Below are 19,112 nucleotides of genomic sequence, written 5' to 3'. Positions count from 1 at the left end.
CAGACCATGGACGGCGACGCCCCGCGACCTGTCGCGATCGTCACTGGTGGGAACACCGGCATCGGCTTCGAGACGGCGGCGGGCCTCGCGGAGCGCGGCTGGCACGTCGTCGTCGGCGCCCGCGACGAGCGCCGCGGCGCCGACGCGGTGGCCGAGATCCGCCGCCGGTCCGGCGGGCCCGCCGACCTGGTGCGGCTCGACCTGGCCTCGTTCGCCTCGATCCGCGAGTTCGCCGCGACCGTGCTCGACCGTTACCCACGGATCGACGTGCTGGTCAACAACGCCGGCCTCGCACCGGGCGGTCACCGGTGGGAGACCGCGGAGGGTCTTGAGGCCGCCTTCGGCGTCAACCACGTCGGCCCGCACCTGCTGACGAGCCTGCTGCGGGCCAGGCTCGTCGAGAGCGCACCGGCCCGCGTCGTCATGGTCTCCTCCGGCGCCTACCGCGCGGCGCCGGACGGCCTCTGCTTCCACGACCTGCAGCACCGGGAGGAGTTCCACTCGCTGCGGGTGTACGCCGAGTCCAAGCTTGCCAACATCTACTTCACCCACGTCCTCGCCCGCGAGCTCGCCGGCACCGGGGTGACCGTCAACGCCGTCAACCCGGGCTACGTGGCGACCCAGCTGGGCCAGCCCCGGGAGGCCGACCTGGCCCACGCGGTGGCGATGCCGAAGGAGCCGGCCGCGTCGAGTGCCGCCCTGGCGAACCTGCCCGAGCCGATGAGCCCGGCGAGGGGAGCGGCCCCCTCGATCACCCTCGCGACCGCCCCGGAGCTGGCGGGCACCACCGGCGTCTACTTCGACCGGGGGAGGCCGGCGGCGCTCAGTCCCGTCGCCGCCGACCTCGACCTGGCCCAGCGGCTCTGGGACGAGACCGAGCGGCTCCTCGCCAGCCACCCGACCCGGTAGCCGCCGCGTCGCCGCCGCGCTGTCTCAGAGCAGCTCGTCAGAGCAGCTCGAAGATGGTCGCGTTCGCCTGGCCACCGCCCTCGCACATGGTCTGCAGTCCGTAGCGGATGCCGTTGTCGCGCAGGTGATGCACCAGGGTGGTCGCGATCCGGGCGCCGGAGCCGCCGAGGGGATGGCCCAACGCGATCGCGCCGCCGTTCGGGTTGAGCGCCTTCGGGTCGGCGCCGATGTCGGCCAGCCAGGCGAGCGGCACCGGCGCGAAGGCCTCGTTGACCTCGAAGGCGCCGATCTCGTCCAGGCGCAGCCCGGACCTGCGCAGCACCTTCTGGGTGGCGGGAATCGGCGCCGTCAGCATGATCACCGGGTCGGCGCCGGCGAGCACGGCCGTGTGCACCCGCGCGATGGGGGTGAGCCCCAGCTCCCGGGCCTTCTCGCTCGTCGTCATGAGCAGCGCGGCGCAGCCGTCGGAGATCTGCGAGCTGTTCGCCGCGGTGATCACGCCGTCCGGTTTGAACGCGGGGTTCAGCCCGGCCAGCTTCGCCACCGTGCCGCCGCGGCGCACCCCCTCGTCCCGGCTGACCACCGTGCCGTCGTCCAGCGTGACCGGGGCGATCTGCGCGTCGAACCGGCCGTCGTCCTGCGCCGCGCCGGCCTTCTCGTGCGAGGCGAGGGAGAACTCGTCCAGCTGGGTGCGCGAGAATCCCCACCGCTCGGCGATCATCTCCGCGCCGATGCCCTGGTTGGGCGCCACTCCGCCGTAGCGGGCCAGGAACTCGGAACCCAGCGGGTCCTCGTCCAAGAGCGCACTGAACATCGGTACCCGACTCATCGACTCGACGCCGCCGGCCACCACGACGTCGTACTGGCCCGAGACCAGGCCGGCCGCGGCGAAGTGCACGGCCTGCTGGGACGAGCCGCACTGCCGATCCACCGTGACCCCGGTGACCGTCTCGGGCCAGCCCGCGGCCAGCGGCGCGTTGCGGGCGATGTTCAGGGTCTGCTGCCCGACCTGGGACACGCAGCCCCAGACCACGTCGTCGACGACGCCCGGGTCGATCCCGCTGCGCTCGGCCAGCGCCCGCAGGACGTGCGCGGACAGGTTCACCGGGTGTACCCCGGACAGCGACCCGTTCCTTTTGCCGACCGGCGTCCGCACGGCCTCCACGATCACTGCGTCCCGCATGTACGCCCCTCGGTCGATGAATATAGTACTTGCTATGTTGACATGATTCCGCGTCGGAAGGTCTGTCACCGACCCGGCTGAGGCGTGAGTGGACCGTCACAGGACCGCACGCTCGGTGTGGAGAGCCGCTGCGCGGGACGGGCCTCAGGCGGACGTTCGCCGGGCGGTCACCAGCGAGGGGAACGCTTCTCCAGGAAGGCGGTGACGCCTTCCCGCATCTCCCGGGCCAGGCCGGGGTCGTCTCGTACTCGCCGCGTCTCCTCCCAGGCGAGCGCGGCCGACTCGGTCGCGGCCGTCCACATCAGCGCGCGGGTGCGCGCGACGGCCAGAGGGCCGTTCGCGGCGATCCGGCGCCCGAGGTCCCGAGCGACGTCCAGCAGCTCGGGGGCGGAGACGACCCGGTTCACCAGGCCGAGCTCGTAGGCCCGCGCCGCGCTGATCGGCTCGCCGACGATCCCGATCTCGAGCGCGACGGCGATCGGGATGCGGCTCGGCAGCAGCGTGCCGCGGCCGCCCGGCACGATCCCGCGCCGGACCTCCGGCAGCCCGAAGGTCGCGTGGTCCGCCGCCACGACAAGGTCGCAACGCAACGCGATCTCGAAACCGCCGCCGGTCGCGGCACCGTTGACGGCGGCGATGAGCGGCGGCCGCTCGGCCGCGTCCATCGCCGCGTCGAAGGCCTCCACGGCGGCAGACAGCTGCTCGCGAGGCGCGCTGGCGAGTGCCTTGAGATCCATTCCTGACGAGAAGCTCACCTCGCCGGCGCCGGTGAGGACGAGCGCGCGGATGCCGTCGTCCGTCGCGTGTCGGATCACGCTCGCGACGTGATGCAGCGTGTCGGGCCCGAACGCGTTGCGCGTACCCGGGCGATCGACGGTCACGACGGCCAGGGGGCCGTCTCGGTCGATCCTGACCTCGGGGCGAGGTGGTCCAGCTTCCATCGCGATCACTCCTGTGGCGCTGGCCAGGACGGCCGCCTCTCCGGGCTAGCGAAACACGTGAGTAGCAGTGGGCACATAGTAAATGCTAATGTGCCCTAGCTCACATGCTTGCCTGGGCGGCCGGTCACAGGTGTGGACCCGCGGGGCTGGCGGCAGCCGTCGAGGCTGCCGCTCGCGTCGCCGACCCGCCGCCGGACGTTCGGTCCGCCACGACACAGGAGTGATCATGCTCGATCTGCCACGCGGCTCGTGGCCTGATAAGGCACGGCCGCCGGCCGGGCCCGCGGGGTCGGTTCACCCGCTCGCGCAGCACGCGAACGGGAGGCTCCCGTTATGCCGATCATGAGAAGGAGTTCCCGGTACCGCGCGCTGGGCGTCGTGGGAACCGTCCTGGCGCTGGGGCTCGCCGCGTGCGGATCCTCCGGCGGGGCGCCGACCTCGACCGGTTCGGGCTTCATCAAGGTCGGCCCGACCGCCGGACCTGCCTCGGGCTGGAGCGACGGCGGCTACCAGGTCAACAACGCCGACCTGAAATGCGGTTCCAAGGCAGCCGACCCGACCAGGGGAGTCACCTCGGACAGCATCACCATCGGCGGCCTCGCCTATCTGACCAGCCCTAATGGCAGCTCGATGGCCGGAACCGACGCCGGCGCGCAGGCCCGGTTCGACCGCGCGAACGACGAGGGCGGCATCAACGGCCGCAAGATCAAGTTCGTGGGCGTGCTGGACGACGGCCAGGACATCACCCGCAACGCGCAGGCCGCCAACAAGCTCGTCGAGCAGGACAAGATCTTCGCGGCCGTGCCGCTGATGACCAGCAACACCGGCTACCTGGACACCTTCTGCAAGAACGTGGTGCCCTTCTTCGGCTGGGGCTTCAACCAGGGCTACTGCGCCACGACGATCGGCTTCGGCATCACCGGCTGCCAGTTCGCCGCCAGCAACCTGGCGAACAACGGCCTGGCCTACACGGTCAACGCCGCCTTCGGCGGACAGCCGGCCTCGCACACGATCGCGTTCGTCGGAGTGGACAACGACTCCGCCCGGGCCGGGGTCACGACCCTCGCCGCGTACGCGAAGGCCGGCGGCCTGCACGTGGTCTACGCGCAGAACCCGATCCCGGCCAGCGGCCTGACCGACCCGACGCCGGTGGTCCAGGCCGTGATGCGGTCCAACAACGGCCAGCCACCGGACGTCGTCTTCCACACGTCCGACTTCCAGTCGGTGCTGAAGCTGACGACCGCGTTGAAGGCGGCCGGGTACACCGGGAAGCAGATCAGCCCGACCTTCGACCCCCGACTCGCCGCGCTCAAGGACCTCGACGGCGCCTACGGCACCGTGCAGTGGCTGCCCGCGCTCGACGACAGCAACCCGGCGATCCGCCAGATGCGCGCGGATCTCGCCAAGTACGCGCCGGGCCAGGCGGCAAGTCTCGCGACGATGGCCGGCTACTTCGCCGCCGACATGTTCATCACCGCCGCGCAGAAGGCCGGCCGCGACCTGACGGTGGACAAGCTGCTGTCCGTCCTCAACACCAACTACACGTATGAGCTCCCAGGCGCGCTTCCCCAGACCCGGTGGCCGCTCAACCACTTCGTGGCCACACCGTGCAGCACGCTCTCGCAGCTCAAGGACGGTGCCTGGCACCTCCTGGGCTCGCTCAGCTGCGGCTCGGTGCTCGTCAAGAAGTAGCCACCGACCCGGACGGGCCCGGACGCCGCTGGCGCTCGGGCCCGTTCGGCGCGCGGCGACGTCCGGCGACGACGTTCGCCGGGCCACCCGAGGCGGCTCCTCATTCCGCGCGCAGACGCCGGATTGCCTGCCCAACTGGCGATCTTCGGTCGATTCCGGATGCCTGACCGGCCATGATCACTAGTTGCGCAGGGATAAAAAGCGCAAATCAGGATACAGAACGACGATTTCGCCTACCCATCTGGCGATCTTCGTGCGGTCCGGTGGTGAGTGGCGGCAGTGATCGCCAGTTGCGCATGAATAAGTGCGACAAGCCAGGGCAGTGAACGACGATTTCCCCTGCCAACTCGCGATCATGAAGAACCTCGGCGCCCCGTCGGGCGACGCCTGGGGTGCCACCTCAGGGCGTCGTGCGCGGATGGCCGTTGGGTCTGGTCGCAGAGGGTGCTCTGAGGGAGTCCGCGGGCGTCGGCGGGCTGGTCGCGCGTGCGGCGAGATTCTGGACCACGGCGGGCAGTAGGTCGTGCTCGGCCGCGAGGACTCGGCTGGCGAGGCTTTCGACGGTGTCATCTGGGCGTACCGGGAGTTCGTGGCGGGCGATGACGGGCCCTGTGTCGTATTCGGCCGTGACGAGATGGACCGAGGGGCCGGTCACGGGATCGAGGGAAGCGAGGACGGCTTCATGCACAGCGCGGCCATACATGCCTTGACCGCCGTGTCGCGGCAGCAGGGACGGGTGAACGTTAATGATCTGGCCGGCGTAGGACGCCAGCGTGAGCGGACCGATTTTCTTCATGTAGCCAGCCGTCACGATCAGGTCGACCTGGTGCTCGCGCAAGAGCGCGCAGATGGCTGCATCCAGCTTGACGGGGTCGGGATGGGTCATCCCTGACAGGTGCGCGGCCGGTATGGCATGGGTCCGGGCGTAACCGAGCGCGGCGGAGTCTCTGTTGTTGCTCAGGACCAGAGTCAGGCTGTACGCGGTCCCCGGTTCGAGGGAGGCTCGGTGCAACGCCCGCAGGTTGGTCCCCTCGTGTGACGCGAACACGGCAACGCGAAAGTCAGCCACAACCTGGCACCTCGCAGTCCGTACCTGTCGTCGAGACCGGGGAAAGTTCGGGCTGGAACGAAAGAGCGACCACGCGCAGAGTTTATGCGCGGTCTCAACTGTTACTCTGCGCCAACCCGTGTCGGTCGGACTGGCGACGACAGTGTGGCACCGGCTTTCAGCCGCCGTCCTGTAGCGACGGGGCGACGCTGCCGAAGGGGTGGCAGCCCGCCACGACCCGGGCCCCGCCTCGCTTCGCTCGGCACCCCGGACGTGTCGGGATGCCACCCCTCCCGCGTGTGTCGGATGCGTCGGCCGCGCGAGAAGGGGCCGCCGCGCGGATTCCGTCACTGACCGGCTTGACTTGCCAAGGTCTCCCGGATGTCCGCGTGCGTCGCGATGAGCCAGTCTGTGATGTACCTAGGACTAGGTGTCGTAGGCGTCTCGACCCACCGTGTCGCCGCGTTACGCAAGACGCGGTGAGCAATGTCCTTCGGGGTGTCGCCGACTTCGTAGAGGTCAGTGAGTTCGGCCCAGGCGGCGTAGACCCGACCGCCATGTGGCAGCCACGTGAGGTGCTCGACGAGCACGCCACAGAGGAGGAGGGCAGCGTCGTGTGCGTCCCACGAGTCGCTCGCCGCGAGTAACTCTCGGGCGGCGGGATCGATCTCCTGGCGATACAAGGTCCACTCGCGAAGCAGCTCAGCTTCGGTGCCTTGCTCCAAGTCGGAGGCGCTCACGGGCCCAAGGGTGCCAGAAAAGCAAACCGGCCGCAGGTGCCTCCGGTCACGTTACCCGTGTCGCTATTCGAGGTGGTCAGGCGGCCTTCCGGTGCTCCTGGTATTCGTCGTGGACCTGATGCCGGGAACGACATGCCGCGTCGCTCCGGCTCAGCGCCTTCACTGATGGTCCGCGCCGTCCCGCGAACCGCCTTATCCTGACAGCGTGCCTGTGTCGCGGGTGGCCGTGATGGCCGACTACTACGCGTTTCCGTTGTGGTCCGGAGGCGAGCGAGGCGGAATGCTCTCGCCTGACGCGCTGCCGCTCAGAGCGCCGTTGCGCGAGGATCTCGCCCGCTGGTCGGACGACTACACCCAGACGCTTCTCGCCAACGGCTGTGCCTGGCCCGACGAACAGGCCCGGATCGATCTGAACACCCGAGGTCGCGCGCTGGCCGTCCGCGTCGCGGACGAACTTGGGCCTTCGTATGAGGTGAAATTTGGCGAGTGCTGACGAGTGACAGTCGCGCGGTGAAGGACGGCGGGCAATCTGGTGATCTTTTCGGATGCTGGTAGAGGTTGCATGCCCGACAACGAGTCAGGTCCGCCCGTGCCCCCTCGTCCGTCCGAACAGGCTCGTCCCGGCCACGTGACGCTCTGGCCGTCCAACGCGGCCGGAGAGACCTACGGCTCGGATCTGGCCGCCCTGTTCCCGGGCAACCGGCCAGACCTGATCTCCGCGTGGACCACGGACTGGAAGAGCGGCTACATCAGGCGGACCGAAGTCGACGCCGCGACCGGCGCCCATCTACCCCCGTCCGAGCTGTCTGCATGGAACATGAACCTCGCCGAACGGGAAGCGGCCGGACAACCAAACCTGATCCCGGTCTATGAGCAGGACGGCGTGACCATCATCGGCAGCTTCGCCATCGATTCAGGCCGAGTCGGGCGACGCGGGCGTGTCCTACAGGCCGCTACTCCGGCCGGCGAGACTCCGCTGATAGCCAGCGACGGTCCCGTGAGGTACTACTACGGCGGGCACAACACGGATGAGGCGCCCGACCGTCCGCCCTCGCTGCCCAATCTCTCGCCCCCGCCGACGCTACCCAACCGGCACCCAGGCCCTGACGTCACGGATTGACGGCAAAACCCCCATGGCCGAGTAGCCGATCTCGGGCAGGGTGGCCGCGCAGATTCCGGCGTACCCGCCGCCGCCCGGGGCGCGCGGGCCGCGGTCGGTCAGGTGCCGATCCGGGTGCCGCACCACTGTTCCTTGCCGTCCGGGGCCCGGTCTATCTCGAACGCCGTCCCCTGCGCGTTGACCGTGAGGAAGGCCAGGCACACCGTCGGGGAGCCCCGGTTGGTGCTCAGGTCAACACCGCCCGGGAGGAATCCCGCGGCGTTGAAGTCGTGTACGGACCGCAGGTTGGTGATGAACGCCTGGCGGGTCGGGCACGCGCCGGCGACCTCCAGCCCGCGCAGCAGCAGGTCCGCCTGCCCGTAGGAACCGAGCACCACGCTCTGGTCCGGGTCGTCGATCTCCGGGGAGAAGCGCCGCACCGCCGAGCGGAACGTGGTCACGGCCGGTGCGTTCGACTCGAACGGCAGGTGGGTGATGTAGGCCGTCATGCCCGCGAGGTCGGCTCCGTAGCGCGCGAGCAGCGTCTTGTCGTACACCGAGCCCGAAAGCACGACCTTGAGGCGGAGACCGGCCTGGTGGGTCGCGGCCACGATCTCGCTGATGCTGTCGGCACCGAGCTCGCCGATCAGCACGTCCGCCCGGCTAGCCCCGATCTTCGAAGCAGTCTGTACGGCGGAGGTGACACCCGCCGTGTAAGGGATACGAGCTACTACCTGTATGCCCGCCGCGGTCAGGCTGGTTATCAGGGTGTTGGTGGCGGCACGGGTCGCGGGCGAGCCCTGGTCCTCGACGATGGCCACCTTCTTGCCACCACGCGCCGCGATGAAATCGCCGTAGGTGGAGATGGATTTCTGGTCCGAGACGTCGTACGACGTCGAGAACATGTTGTCGTACTGGCTCCAGGACGGCTCGGTCGCCAGTCCGACCACCGGGACACCGGCGTTCGCGAGGTAGGGAGCGGAGCCCGACGCGACCGTGGTGAGCTCCGCCAGGGCGAAGACCCCGGACTTCTGCACGAGGTCCTGGGCGACGGCGAGGTTGCCGCTGAGGGCGCCCGCGTCGTCGCCCCAGACGACCTCGACCCGACGCCCGTGGACACCACCCTGCTCGTTCGCCAGGTCGATGCGTGCCTCGAAACCGCCGCGGGCCGTCGCGAACGCTGCCGCCAGGGCCCCCGTGTCCGGGTAGACCAACCCGACCTTTATGGCGTCGGCACTGACGCCGGGCGAGTCACATGAGCCCGCTTGTCCTGCGTCGGCGCTCGTCCCGGCACAACCCGCGACCAGGCATAACAACGTGGCCGCGCCGACGCGACCGACGACGCTGGCCTTCCTCCCCAGTCCAAATGCCATGAAGTTCCGTCCTCAGGTGAAGGTGAAGCTGAAGTAGTCACGGTCTGGTGGCCGGCAGGCAGGAGCCGGCTGGTGCGGGGGTCAGACGCGGCTGAGGTAGGGACGCAGTTCCTGGCGCGCGACGGTGCGGACGTGCACCTCGTCGGGCCCGTCGGCGAGGCGCAGCGTCCGGGTGTGGGCGTACAGCGAGGCGAGCGGGAAGTCGTCGGAGACGCCGCCACCACCGTGGATCTGGATCGCGCGGTCGAGCACGGCGAGCGCGATCCGCGGGGCGATCACCTTGATGGCCGCGATCTCGGTCCTGGCGCCCTTCACGCCGCCGTTGTCGATCAGCCAGGCCGCTTTCAGGGTCAGCAGCCTGGCCTGTTCGATCTCCATCCGCGACTCAGCGATCTGCTGCTGCACGACCCCCTGCTCGGCCAGCGTCATCCCGAACGCCACCCGTGTGCTGGCCCGCCGGCACGCCAGCTCCAGCGCCCGCTCGGCGACCCCGATGCAGCGCATGCAGTGGTGGATCCGGCCGGGGCCGAGCCGAGCCTGCGCGATGACGAAGCCGTCGCCCTCGCCCGCGATCAGGTTGCGGACCGGTACCCGGACGTCGGTGAACGTGATCTCGCAGTGCCCGTGCTGGTCCCAGTACCCGAACACCGGCAGCGGCCGGACGATCTCCACGCCTGGCGTGTCGAGCGGCACCAGGACCTGCGACTGCTGCCGATGCGTCGGAGCTTCGGGGTCGGTGCGGCCCATCACGATCATGACTTCGCAGCGGGGATCGGCGACACCGCTGATCCACCATTTCCGGCCGTTGATGACGTACTCGTCACCGTCGCGGCGGATCGACGTCTGGATGTTGGTCGCGTCGGAGGAGGCGACGTCGGGCTCGGTCATGGCGAAGGCGGAGCGAATGCGCCCGTCGAGCAGCGGGCGCAGCCACGTCTCCTTCTGTTCGGCGGTGCCGAACAGGTGCAGGACCTCCATGTTGCCGGTGTCCGGCGCGGAGCAGTTCAACGCCTCCGGCGCGAGGTCGAGACTGCGGCCGGTGATCTCCGCGAGCTGCGCGTAGTCGGTGACCGACAGGCCGTGGGCGGGGTCATCCGCGTCAGGCAGGAAAAGGTTCCACAGCCCGCGCCGGCGAGCCTCGGCCTTGAGCTCCTCGACCACCGGCGGAACGGTGTTGTCGGCCCACCCGCGTTCCCGCCGGTACGCCTCGTAGCTCGGCTCAGCCGGATAGACGTGCTCCTCCATGAACTCCGTCAGCCGTGCGATGTACTCGGCGGCCTTCGGGCTCGGCGCGAAGTCCACTCCCGTTCCTCCTCGGTTCCTCGACGGCCGCGTGTCCCAACGCTCAGTGCGTGGCGCGGTCCGAGACGCTGGTTGGCTCCCGGTGGGCCCTGGTCCTGACAACACGCCGAAGGCATGGCGTGCGCCACATAGCGAGTACTACAGTGCTGGAACCTCATCCCGCAAGGGTCCGCGCCAGGCTTCCCACCGACCGGCCGCATCCGCGGTCACCTCGGTGGGCCGGCGTACCGACGACCCCGAACACCATTCAGGACGGGCGGAACCAGATGACCGACGACGACGCCGGGTCGGCCGCGCTCGCGGTGGCGACCTGCTCCTGGGACGCGGCGGCACCGGAACGAGTCACCGTGACCTACCTGCTGCCTGGTCAGGCCGACTCCGAAGCGGCCACCCAGACGGCGCTGCTCAGCTTCTCCACGGGCGGCCTGGACACGGCCGGGCACCACCAGGCGGCCGCACAGCTGCCGGACGGCACAGAGCTCGCCATCGAGCTCGACGTCAGCACCCGGGGCACAGCCCTGGTCGACGTCGAGGCGAAGGTCGACGGAACGGTGTGGCGCGGCATGGGACTGCGCGACGAGGCGTCGCCCTCGACGGTCCTCCTCAGCTGCTGGACCGGCGACGCGGCGCCGACGGGAATCGTGCGGTACACCATCCGCGACCCGTACACGATCGACGCCTACTACTGCTCGATCATGTCGGCCACATCCGGGCAGCACGAGGCGCTGCGTGGCCGGGCGATCGGTGACGCCAGGGACGGGTTCCCTGGGACGTACGCCATCACCTACGACGGGTACGGCGGGACGACCTGGGGGCCGTTCGCCTGGACCATCACGGAGCGAGGGCCTGGCCTCGACCTCACCTGGCACCAGAACGGGCAGCTCTGGATGACCGGGTTCGGTTTCGTCGACCCGGCCGACCCCCGGTCGATCATCGTCAACTACAGCGGCGCGAAGCGATGACCGCCAGGCTCGCGGGCAAGGTCGCGATCGTGACCGGGGCTGGTCGCGGCATCGGCGCCGCCACCGTGCGCCGCCTCGCCGCCGACGGCGCGTCGGTGGTCGCCTCGGACATCGACGCCGACGCCGTGGCAGCCGTGGCCGAGCAGCTCGGCGACGCGGTCGTGGCGCGCCAGGCCGACGTCACCGACGAGGCCGCCGTCGCGGCCCTAGTCGACACGGCGGTCGAGCGGTTCGGCCGGCTCGACGTCCTGCACAACAACGCCGTCAGCTCGTCGGCCGAGGACACCGACACGGTCCGCACCCCCGACTCGCTGTGGCGGTCGACCTTCGACGTGGTGGTGATGGCGGCTGTCTACGGGTGCCGCCATGCCATTCCCGTGATGGTGAAGACCGGGGGCGGCTCGATCATCACCACCAGCTCGGGCGCGGCCCATGCCGCGACAGCGACCCGGGTCGCCTATGGCACGGCGAAGGCCGCGGTGGAGACCTTGTCCCTGTACACGGCAGCCAACTTCGGCCAGGCCGGCATTCGCAGCAACGTGGTGGCGCCCGGCTTCGTCCTGACCGAGGGCATCCGCGGGATCTTCGACGACGAGATGATCAACAAGTTCGGCGCCGCGTCCGCCGCGGGCCGGGTGTGCCTGCCCGAGGACGTCGCCGACGTGGTCGCGTTCCTCGCCTCGGACGACTCCGGGTATGTCAGCGGCCAGGTCCTGACCGTCAACGGCGGCGGTGCGCGCGGCGTGTCGTGGTGACCCGACACCCCTGGCGACGCGGCCCGTCTTCTTTTGAAAGCACGACCGGACACACCCAGCCCGCATTCATTTCCTATATGCAGGAGGAAAAGTGGACCACTTAGGATTCAATCGGGTCGAGCTCGTCGTCCGCGAGGACGAGATCGAGAAGGCCGTCGAGCAGTTCAACGAGGTCTTCGGGCTGGGCCTGCCGAAGCCGCACCCGATTCAGGGCATGCCGGTGCTGTCGGCGACCGCCTTCGACGGCTTCATCGAGCTGGTGGCTCCCGTCGACGGAAAGGGCAGCTTCGCCGCGAAGCTGGAACGAGGGCCGGGCCAGATCGGCCCCCTGGTCTGGCAGATCGCCGACATCGACGAGACCCGCGCCTGGCTCGCGGAGCACGACTACAACATCGTCTACGAGTACGACAGCCGCAAGGGCAACGCCGACGAGCAGTCCGCGGCCGTCCACCAGCTCATCCTCGACCCGGCACAGTGGTTCGGGTTCAACGTGACCCTGATGCGCCGCTTCCCCTGACCGCCGCGCCCGGCTGCCCGCCAGAGCGGGGCGGGCAGCCGAGGCGGGCCAGTCACCGTGGCGATCGCGGCTCCCGATAGGCCGGAGCGGGCAGGTCACCGAACAGGTCCGGCGTCTGCGTCGACACGTCCTGCGGGAAAACCGCCGCCCGCTTGTCGAGGAACGCGCTGATGCCCTCACGCGCGTCCTCGCTCACCCCGCGAACGTTGATGCCGAGGGTCTCGACCTCGTGCGCGCGCATCGGATGGTTCTCGCCGAGCATCCGCCACAGCAGCTGGCGGGTCAGCGCCACCGACACGGGCGCGGACTCCGCCGTGAGCGAGACGGCCAGCGCACGCGCGGCCGGGAGAAGGTCGGCACGCTCGTGGAGACCGCGCAGCAGCCCCGCGTCGAGCGCCTCCTCGGAGGTGAAGATCCTCCCGCTGTACATCCAGTCGAGCGCCGTCTGCAGCCCGACCAGGCGTGGCAGGAACCAGCTGGAGCAGGACTCGGGAACGAGGCCGCGACGCGAGAAGACAAAACCGATCTTCGCCGCCGGCACCGCCAGGCGGAAGTCGGCGGCCAGGGTCATCGTGATGCCCACCCCGACGGCGGGCCCGTTGATCGCGGCGATGATCGGCTTTCGGGACTCGTACATGCGCAGCGCCACCCGGCCACCGCCATCGCGGCGCAGTTCCCGGGCAGGCGACGGCGCACCGTCGGACGGGGAGCCACTCGACGTCCAGGCGTCGAAGACGGCCCCACCGTCGCTGAGGTCCATGCCGGCGCAGAACGCCCGCCCGGCGCCGGTCAGGATGACCGCCCGGACGGCGTCGTCGGCGTCCACGAGGTCGTAGGCGGCGACGAGCTCGGCCTCCATCGTGTCCGTGAACGCGTTGAGCGCCTCCGGCCGGTTCAGCGTGATCGTGGCGATGCCATCCGCGCTGTCGAGGCGAATCTGCTCGAAGGAAGTCACGCCTGCTTCTCCTGTTCCCGGTCCGCGCGCGAACGTCCGCGTCGATGCGATGATCGATCGCGGTGCCGTGTTCGTGTCGACGCGCTTGTGGCCTGTGACAAGGGCGTGATGATCGCCAATTGGGTCGGGGAAATGGCACAACCGCCGGCGGACTCGCTGCCCGTCACTGGAGCGTGCGCCGAAAGCGCCACGGCGCCCGTGAAGCTGGTCAGCTGGTCGGTTCCGCGCCGGCGACGAGCCCGGCGAGGAAGAACTTGCGGGCTTCGGGCTGGAGCGGGCCGGCCAGGTCGGCCGCGACGAGGTCGCGCAGCTGGGTGCTGATGGCGTAGCCGCGGATCGCGTGGAACATCGCGGTGCGCTGGGCGTGGTCGATGTCCGGGCCGAACGTCTCGGTGAGCAGGCGGCGGATCTCGTCGCCGACCCGCTGGTGCTGCGCGTGGAGCGCCTCGTTGGCAGCGGGCGACGTGTTCGGGTCGTGCTGGAAGTTCAGCATGATCTGCATGCTGGCCAGGTAGGACGAGGCGCCGTAGTGCTGGGCGAGCAGGTCGTAGAGGGACTCGACGCGCTCGGTGAGCGTCTCGCCCTCGACGTGACACTGCGCGAGCGAGGCGATGAAGCGGCGGTTGATCTCCTCGACCGCGGCGAGCATCAGGGCCTCGCGGGTGCCGAAGTGGTACTGGATCGCGCCCCAGCTCAGGTGCGCGCGCCGGGCGATCTCGTTGCTGCTCGCGCGGTAGAAGCCGAGCTCGAGGATGCAGGCGACGGCGGCGTCGACGATCTGGGTCCGCCCGGCCTGGTCCTTCGGCTGCCGACGCGACCGTGAGCGGTCACGCGGAGCGTAGGACGTCCCGTTCTCGGCCGTCTCCGTCACTGTTCTCCTCCCGGACTTTCCCTCTGCAAGTAGATCCTCGCATGCTGGGACGTTCCTGGCCGGAGCGAAGGGTGGGTCACTCGTCACGCGCTGGCGAGCACGACGCCGGTACGGCTGGCGCTGACGAGGGCGAGCTCGACGCGGTCGAGCTGGTTGGCGGCCGTGCCGCGCAGCTGGCGGACCGCCTCGGTGGCGAGGTTGAGCCCGTGGATGTAGCCCTCGCCGATCAGGCCTCCGTTGGTGTTCAGGGGCAGCGACCCGCCGGGCGCGAACACGCCAGAGGCGACGAGGTCCTTCGCCTCGCCGGGCGCGCAGAAGCCGAGGCCTTCGAGCTGCATGAACAGGACCGGGGTGAACGCGTCGTAGATCATCAGGAGATCGAGGTCGGAGCGGTCGATGCCGGTCCGGTCGAACAGCCGGCGGGCGAGCGCCGCCGATCCGGCCATCGCCGACAGGTCGGGGGAGTAGTGGTCGGTGGCGACCTCCTGGCCGGCGAGCGCCGCGCCGGCCGCCGCGGCGATGGTCACCGGGGCCGGGGTGTCCCGCGCGCGGTCGCGCGACGTGATGACCAGGGCGATCGCGCCGTCCGTCTCCTGGCAGCAGTCGAACAGCCGGATCGCCGGCTCGGCGATCCACCGTGACGCCTGGTGGTCGTCCAGGGTGATCGGCCGGCCGAAGAAGCGCGCGGCCGGGTTGGTGGCCGCGTAGGCCCGCAGGCCGACCACCGCCCGCCCGAAGTCCTCGTTGGTGACGTCGAAGGCGTGCATGTAGCGGGTGGCGTTCAGCGACATCCAGGACGCCGGGGTGAGGACGCCGAAGGGGGCGCACCACTGTCCCGCGGTCGTGCCGGAGTGCGACGACGTCGCTCCGCCGGCCTTCGCCGCCCCGAACCGCCGTGCTCCCGACCGGGCCCGCACCGCCCGGTAGGCGACCACGACGTCGGCGGCGCCGGAGGCGACCGCGGCCGCGGCATGCAGGAGCACGCCCTGCGAGCCGGCCCCGCCATACGGGACCCGGCTCGACCAGCCGATCTCCGGGATCCCGAGCGCGCGAACCAGCTCGGTCTCCTCGACCGGGTCGATCGTGTAGCTGACCAGGCCGTCGACGTCATCGGTCGACAGCCCGGCGTCGGCCAGCGCGGCGAGGATCGCCTCGGTCGCGAGCCGTGTCTCGCTGCGCCCGGCGTCCTGCGAGAACTCGGTCGACCCGATGCCGACGATCGCGGTCCGTCCGCCCAACCCGCCGCCGCTCATCGGGCGACTCCCTTCGTTGGTGCCACGCCGGCCCGGGGGCGGAAGACCGGGACCGCGAGGTCGTCGTCGTCCGTCGGCTCGAAGGCGACCTCGACCGGAAGGCCGACGCGGACGGCGGCCGGGTCGACGTCCACGAGGTTCGAGACCACCCGGACGCCTTCCTCCAGATCGACCAGCACGGCCGCCACCGGGTACTGGAACCGCGGGCTGCGGGGATGATGCAGCAGCGCGTAGCTGTACACCTCGCCGCGCCCGCTGAGCTCCACGACCTCGTGGTCGAGGCAGTGACAGGCCGGGCAGGCGACGGCCGGCGGGTGGCGCAGCAGGCCGCAGCCCGTGCAGCGCTGGGCTACCAGCCGGCCCTCGCTGGCGGCCGTCCAGAAGAACTCGTTGTCCGCGGTGACCGCTGGCACAGGGTGCACGGTCGCGTCGACCGGGGTTATGGTGTCCGCCACATAGTAGATGCTATCGGCGGACCTGACGCGCCGCAAACGGAGCCGGCGGCCGGAGGCTGGCCGCCTCCGGCCGCCGGGAGGGCCACCTGCGGTCTTCCGGCGGCCGGCCGTGCGGGCGGTCGTGCTACGCCGTCGCGCCGCCCGCATTGGCGCCTCGGGCGATGTCGCGGCCGATGATCTCTTTCATGATCTCGTTGGTGCCGCCGAAGATCGGCTGGATCCGGGCGTCGGCGTAGGCGCGGGTGATCGGGTACTCCCACATGAAGCCGTAGCCGCCGTGCAGCTGCACGCACCGGTCGACGACCCGGTTCTGCAGGTCGGTCAGCCACCACTTGGCCTTGGCGGCGTCGACCGCCGTCAGTGAGCCGTCGCCCAGGGCCAGGACGGCGCGGTCGTGGTAGGCCTGCGCGACATCCAGCTCGGTGGCGATCTCGGCCAGGGTGAACCGGGTGTTCTGGAAGTCGCCGATCGGCTGGCCGAAGGCGCGGCGCCCGAAGCAGTACTCGACGGTCCAGTCGTAGGCGGCGCGGGCGAACGCGTAGGACGTGGCCCCGATCGACAGCCGCTCCAGTGGCAGCCGTTCCATCAGGTGAGCCAGGCCGCGCCCCTCGGTGCCGAGCAGGGCCGTCGAGGGCAGCACGATGTCGTCGAAGAACAGCTCGGCGGTGTCGTTGCCGCGCAGGCCGAGCTTCTCCAGCTTGCGGCCGCGCCGGAAGCCGTCCGCCGCGCTCTCGACCAGGAACAGGCTGTACCCGCGCGAGCCGGCCTCGGGTTCGGTCCGGGCGAAGACGATGACGACGTCGGCCAGGATGCCGTTGGTGATGAACGTCTTGCTGCCCGACAGCCGCCAGCCCTCGCCGTCGCGAACGGCGCTGGTCCGGATGCCCTGCAGGTCGCTGCCCGCGCCCGGCTCGGTCATCGCCAGCGCGCCGATCGCCTCGCCGGTGCACAGCCGCGGCAGCCAGGCCGCCTGCTGCTCTGCGGTGCCGAGGTCCCGCAGGTAGGGGACGACGAGGTCGTCCTGCGCGGAGGTGCCGGCGTTGAAGGACGCCGCGCCCACCCGGGCCAGCTCCTCGACGAGCACCAGCCGGTACCGGTAGTCGTGCTCGCCGGCGCCGCCGTACTCGGCCGGCGCGGCGATACCCAGGAGCCCCTGGGCGCCGGCCGCGAGCCAGGCCGACCGGTCCACCAGGCCCTTCTCCAGCCAGGTGTCCTGGTGGGGAACGACCTCGCGCTCGACGAACGTCCTGGCGGTCTCCCGCAGCGCCTCGTGGTCGGGCCCGAAGAGCTCTCGCCGCACGTCGACTCTCCTCGCTAGCGATGTTCCGAAGACCCCGCGGAATCCGTGGGCGTGCGGAACGTAGCACTTGCTATGTGGTGGGGGCGACCGCTGTGGCGGCCTGATGCCTGGCCGGTCCGGCGGGGGTTGGTCGCCAGGCCGGCCAGGATCGTCCGGTCAGTTGGTCCGGGCGATGGCGCCGCACTGCAGCGGGCCGGCGGACCACGTGCCGTTCGTCAGGTGCGCGACCGTCTCGCACGGCGCGGGGGCGACGTGGTTGACCGGCCAGCGGGTCTCCGGCAGCGCTCCGGGGACGTAGTTGGAGTAGTTGTTGTTGAGCGTCTTCAGGAAGGAGTCGACCGTGAGGTCCTTCCCGGCCTTCTGCAGGCCGGTGACCAGCATGTCGGCGGCCCAGTAACCGGCCACCGCGGTCAGGCTGAGCGCGGCGTCGGGGGAGTACTTCTTGAAGTCGGCGACCATCTGGGCGACGGCGGGGATGTCGGTGTTGAAGCCGCCCTGCCACTGCAGCAGCGCGTAGGTGTCGTCGAACTCCTTGAGGCCACTGACGCGCGGGTCGTAGATCGGCGAGACGATCGTGCCCTTGTAGCCGGCCGCCTTGAGCGCGCCGGTGAGCTTGATGGCGTCATTGAACTGGGAGATGAAGAAGACGACGGCCGGCGGCTTGCCCGCGTCGGCGGTCATGACCTCGCTGACGATCGAGGTCGGATCGGTCAGGCCGGAGACCGGGATCGGGCTCTTGTTGTAGACCGTCTTGAACCCGGCGATGTCGAAGCTCTGCCGTACGGTGACGAGTCCCTGGCGGGCCGCGTCGTTGTCGAGCCCGATGAGCGCGATGGTCTTGGCGGCTCCGGCGGGGACGGACTTGCCCACCAGCAGGCCGCCGGTGGTGTCGACGGCGCGCGGGCTGCCGGTCGCCGGCGTCTGGCAGCCGGTGATGCCGAAGCCGATCACGTTGCCGCAGAAGCCGGTGTTGTTGCCCCAGCCGAAGAAAGGCATCTCGCCCGAGCAGAACGAGTCGATGTAGTTCCCGTCCGTGGTCGCCACGAGCGACGCGAAGGGCTTGTCCTTCTCGACGATCGCCTTGGCCTGGTCGGCGTCGCGGGCTGGGTCGCTGCCGTCGTCGCGCACGTCCAGAAGATCGATCTTGCGGCCGTTCACGCCGCCGTCCGCGTTGGCGCGCCCGAAGCGTGCCTCGGCGCCGGCCGTCGTGTCACCCATCGCGGCGCCGGCGGGGCTGGTAACAGAGACCAGCCCGCCGATCTTGATGGAGGTCGCGGTGATGCCGCGGTTCGGGTCCGAGGCGGCCGTGTTGCATTTGAGCGAGGCGGCGTCGGCGGTGACGTTGGTCTGGTTCCAGCCGTGATCCGGCCCCAGCTTGGTCAGCGCCGGGTCCACCGTGACCGGGGCGGCGCTCCCGCCGCCACTACTGCCGCCGCAACCGGCGAGGCCTACGGCGCAGGCCACCGTCACAACTAAAGCAACCCGGTGAGGTCGCCGCATAGCTGTCTCCTCTTCTTGCCGACCAAAGGAGGCCGGATGGTTTCTCGACTGGCGGCCGCTAGGGCGAGATCAACGTTCGCTCTATGGTAGTCGCCACATAGTAGAAACTATCAATGGGCATGGCTCGGGTCACCCGCCGGTCGGATGGACGGCAGGCTCCCGGGCCCAGGTCAGCTGTGCGGCCGCGTGGCGGCGGGTGGGGGGCCGCGGGGGGCGGGGCGGGGGCCCCCCGGGGGGGGGCGGGGGGGGGGGGCGGC

19 protein-coding genes are annotated in these 19,112 nt (G+C 70.3%); 8 read left to right on the top strand and 11 right to left on the bottom strand.

Annotated elements, in window-relative coordinates; all coding sequences use genetic code 11:
- The first annotated feature begins 6 nt into the window (after positions 1 to 6).
- Positions 7 to 909, top strand: coding sequence for an SDR family oxidoreductase (locus I6A60_RS12480; protein ID WP_203017944.1), 903 nt, complete (start codon positions 7 to 9; stop codon positions 907 to 909).
- Positions 910 to 946: 37 nt separating this feature from the next.
- Here the strand turns inward: I6A60_RS12480 and I6A60_RS12475 are convergent, their stop codons facing one another.
- A complete protein-coding gene (locus I6A60_RS12475) occupies positions 947 to 2,092 on the bottom strand; it encodes an acetyl-CoA C-acyltransferase (RefSeq protein ID WP_203017946.1) in 1,146 nt (381 codons plus the stop codon).
- A 167-nt stretch (positions 2,093 to 2,259) separates the two neighbouring features.
- Positions 2,260 to 2,973, bottom strand: a complete 714-nt coding sequence (locus I6A60_RS12470; protein ID WP_203017948.1) for an enoyl-CoA hydratase-related protein — start codon at positions 2,971 to 2,973, stop codon at positions 2,260 to 2,262.
- Positions 2,974 to 3,375: 402 nt separating this feature from the next.
- On the opposite strand from I6A60_RS12470, the gene I6A60_RS12465 reads away from it, so the two are divergent.
- The gene (locus tag I6A60_RS12465) at positions 3,376 to 4,725 is read left to right on the top strand and encodes an ABC transporter substrate-binding protein (RefSeq protein WP_307873657.1); all 1,350 of its coding nucleotides are present in this window, start codon (positions 3,376 to 3,378) and stop codon (positions 4,723 to 4,725) included.
- Between the two features lie 400 nt (positions 4,726 to 5,125).
- Here the strand turns inward: I6A60_RS12465 and I6A60_RS43475 are convergent, their stop codons facing one another.
- Positions 5,126 to 5,773, bottom strand: a complete 648-nt coding sequence (locus I6A60_RS43475) for a phosphoribosylglycinamide formyltransferase (protein WP_307873661.1) — start codon at positions 5,771 to 5,773, stop codon at positions 5,126 to 5,128.
- Positions 5,774 to 6,252: 479 nt separating this feature from the next.
- Between I6A60_RS43475 and I6A60_RS12455 the strand changes: the two genes are divergently transcribed.
- The 3 genes from I6A60_RS12455 (at position 6,253) to I6A60_RS12445 (ending at position 7,633) form a co-directional block, all read left to right on the top strand.
- Positions 6,253 to 6,420 (top strand): hypothetical protein, encoded by a 168-nt coding sequence (locus I6A60_RS12455; RefSeq protein WP_203017953.1) that lies wholly within the window; start codon positions 6,253 to 6,255, stop codon positions 6,418 to 6,420.
- A gap of 298 nt (positions 6,421 to 6,718) precedes the next feature.
- The gene (locus I6A60_RS12450; RefSeq protein ID WP_203017954.1) at positions 6,719 to 7,006 is read left to right on the top strand and encodes a hypothetical protein; all 288 of its coding nucleotides are present in this window, start codon (positions 6,719 to 6,721) and stop codon (positions 7,004 to 7,006) included.
- Positions 7,007 to 7,102: 96 nt separating this feature from the next.
- Positions 7,103 to 7,633 carry a hypothetical protein gene (locus I6A60_RS12445; RefSeq protein WP_203017955.1) on the top strand — a complete coding sequence of 177 codons (531 nt, stop codon included), beginning with the start codon at positions 7,103 to 7,105 and terminating at the stop codon, positions 7,631 to 7,633.
- A gap of 98 nt (positions 7,634 to 7,731) precedes the next feature.
- Here I6A60_RS12445 and I6A60_RS12440 read toward each other — a convergent pair whose 3' ends face one another.
- Together I6A60_RS12440 and I6A60_RS12435 are read right to left on the bottom strand one after the other, a co-directional pair.
- The gene (locus tag I6A60_RS12440; RefSeq protein WP_203017956.1) at positions 7,732 to 8,985 is read right to left on the bottom strand and encodes an ABC transporter substrate-binding protein; all 1,254 of its coding nucleotides are present in this window, start codon (positions 8,983 to 8,985) and stop codon (positions 7,732 to 7,734) included.
- Between the two features lie 81 nt (positions 8,986 to 9,066).
- Positions 9,067 to 10,287 carry an acyl-CoA dehydrogenase family protein gene (locus I6A60_RS12435; RefSeq protein ID WP_203017963.1) on the bottom strand — a complete coding sequence of 407 codons (1,221 nt, stop codon included), beginning with the start codon at positions 10,285 to 10,287 and terminating at the stop codon, positions 9,067 to 9,069.
- 266 nt (positions 10,288 to 10,553) lie between these two features.
- Between I6A60_RS12435 and I6A60_RS12430 the strand changes: the two genes are divergently transcribed.
- The 3 genes from I6A60_RS12430 to I6A60_RS12420 all read left to right on the top strand — a co-directional run bounded on the left by I6A60_RS12430 (position 10,554) and on the right by I6A60_RS12420 (position 12,521).
- Positions 10,554 to 11,249, top strand: a complete 696-nt coding sequence (locus tag I6A60_RS12430) for a hypothetical protein (RefSeq protein WP_203017965.1) — start codon at positions 10,554 to 10,556, stop codon at positions 11,247 to 11,249.
- Positions 11,246 to 12,004, top strand: a complete 759-nt coding sequence (locus tag I6A60_RS12425) for an SDR family NAD(P)-dependent oxidoreductase (RefSeq protein WP_203017967.1) — start codon at positions 11,246 to 11,248, stop codon at positions 12,002 to 12,004. Before I6A60_RS12430 ends, I6A60_RS12425 begins: the two co-directional genes overlap by 4 nt.
- 91 nt (positions 12,005 to 12,095) lie before the next feature.
- Positions 12,096 to 12,521: a VOC family protein gene (locus tag I6A60_RS12420; RefSeq protein WP_203042265.1), complete on the top strand. Its 426-nt coding sequence runs from the start codon at positions 12,096 to 12,098 to the stop codon at positions 12,519 to 12,521.
- Between the two features lie 52 nt (positions 12,522 to 12,573).
- On the opposite strand, the gene I6A60_RS12415 is transcribed toward I6A60_RS12420, so the two are convergent.
- From I6A60_RS12415 to I6A60_RS12390, 6 genes are all read right to left on the bottom strand, one after another.
- Positions 12,574 to 13,476: a crotonase/enoyl-CoA hydratase family protein gene (locus tag I6A60_RS12415; protein WP_203017984.1), complete on the bottom strand. Its 903-nt coding sequence runs from the start codon at positions 13,474 to 13,476 to the stop codon at positions 12,574 to 12,576.
- A 208-nt stretch (positions 13,477 to 13,684) separates the two neighbouring features.
- Complete coding sequence (locus I6A60_RS12410) at positions 13,685 to 14,347, bottom strand: TetR/AcrR family transcriptional regulator (RefSeq protein WP_203017986.1); 663 nt, start codon at positions 14,345 to 14,347, stop codon at positions 13,685 to 13,687.
- Positions 14,348 to 14,430: 83 nt separating this feature from the next.
- Positions 14,431 to 15,600: a lipid-transfer protein gene (locus I6A60_RS12405; protein WP_203017988.1), complete on the bottom strand. Its 1,170-nt coding sequence runs from the start codon at positions 15,598 to 15,600 to the stop codon at positions 14,431 to 14,433.
- A complete protein-coding gene (locus tag I6A60_RS12400; RefSeq protein WP_203017990.1) occupies positions 15,597 to 16,055 on the bottom strand; it encodes a Zn-ribbon domain-containing OB-fold protein in 459 nt (152 codons plus the stop codon). Before I6A60_RS12400 ends, I6A60_RS12405 begins: the two co-directional genes overlap by 4 nt.
- A 124-nt stretch (positions 16,056 to 16,179) precedes the next feature.
- Positions 16,180 to 17,355: an acyl-CoA dehydrogenase family protein gene (locus I6A60_RS12395; protein ID WP_203017999.1), complete on the bottom strand. Its 1,176-nt coding sequence runs from the start codon at positions 17,353 to 17,355 to the stop codon at positions 16,180 to 16,182.
- A gap of 156 nt (positions 17,356 to 17,511) precedes the next feature.
- The gene (locus I6A60_RS12390; protein WP_203018001.1) at positions 17,512 to 18,855 is read right to left on the bottom strand and encodes an ABC transporter substrate-binding protein; all 1,344 of its coding nucleotides are present in this window, start codon (positions 18,853 to 18,855) and stop codon (positions 17,512 to 17,514) included.
- Positions 18,856 to 19,112: the final 257 nt, after the last annotated feature.

Origin of the sequence: Frankia sp. AgB1.9 (assembly GCF_016786355.1) — a bacterium.
Lineage (GTDB): Bacteria > Actinomycetota > Actinomycetes > Frankiales > Frankiaceae > Pseudofrankia.
This window is presented reverse-complemented; position numbering and strand designations above follow the sequence as displayed.